General features: G+C 70.0%; 1 protein-coding gene. It reads right to left on the bottom strand.

The features are described 5' to 3' along the window. Nucleotides 1-426: ABC transporter ATP-binding protein (locus tag QZH66_RS18500; protein ID WP_305807245.1), on the bottom strand; the 426-nt coding region annotated here is incomplete at both ends.

Below are 426 nucleotides of genomic sequence, written 5' to 3'. Positions count from 1 at the left end.
CGGTTGGCGCTGGGCAGGCTGCCGATCAGGCCCTGGGTATAGGGGTGCTGCGGGTGGTCGAGCACGTCGTCGACGCTGCCGTGCTCGACGATGCGCCCGGCATACATCACGGCGATGTCGTCGGCCAGGCCGGCCACCACCGACAGGTCGTGGCTGATCCAGATCAGCGCGGTGCCGGTGCTCTGCACGAGCTTTTGCATCTCGGACAGGATCTGCGCCTGGATGGTCACGTCGAGCGCCGTGGTCGGCTCGTCGGCAATGATCAGGTCGGGGCCGTGCAGCAGCGCAATCGCAATCGCCACGCGCTGGCGCATGCCGCCCGAGAGCTGGTGCGGGTAGGCGCGCAGCCGGTCGTCGGGGCTCGGGATGCCCATCAGCGCGAGGGTGTCGCTGGCCTGCTGGCGCGCCTCGGCGGTCGAGACCTTG

The organism is Stenotrophomonas sp. YIM B06876, assembly GCF_030711595.1.
Taxonomy (GTDB): Bacteria; Pseudomonadota; Gammaproteobacteria; order Xanthomonadales; family Xanthomonadaceae; genus Stenotrophomonas.
This window is presented reverse-complemented; position numbering and strand designations above follow the sequence as displayed.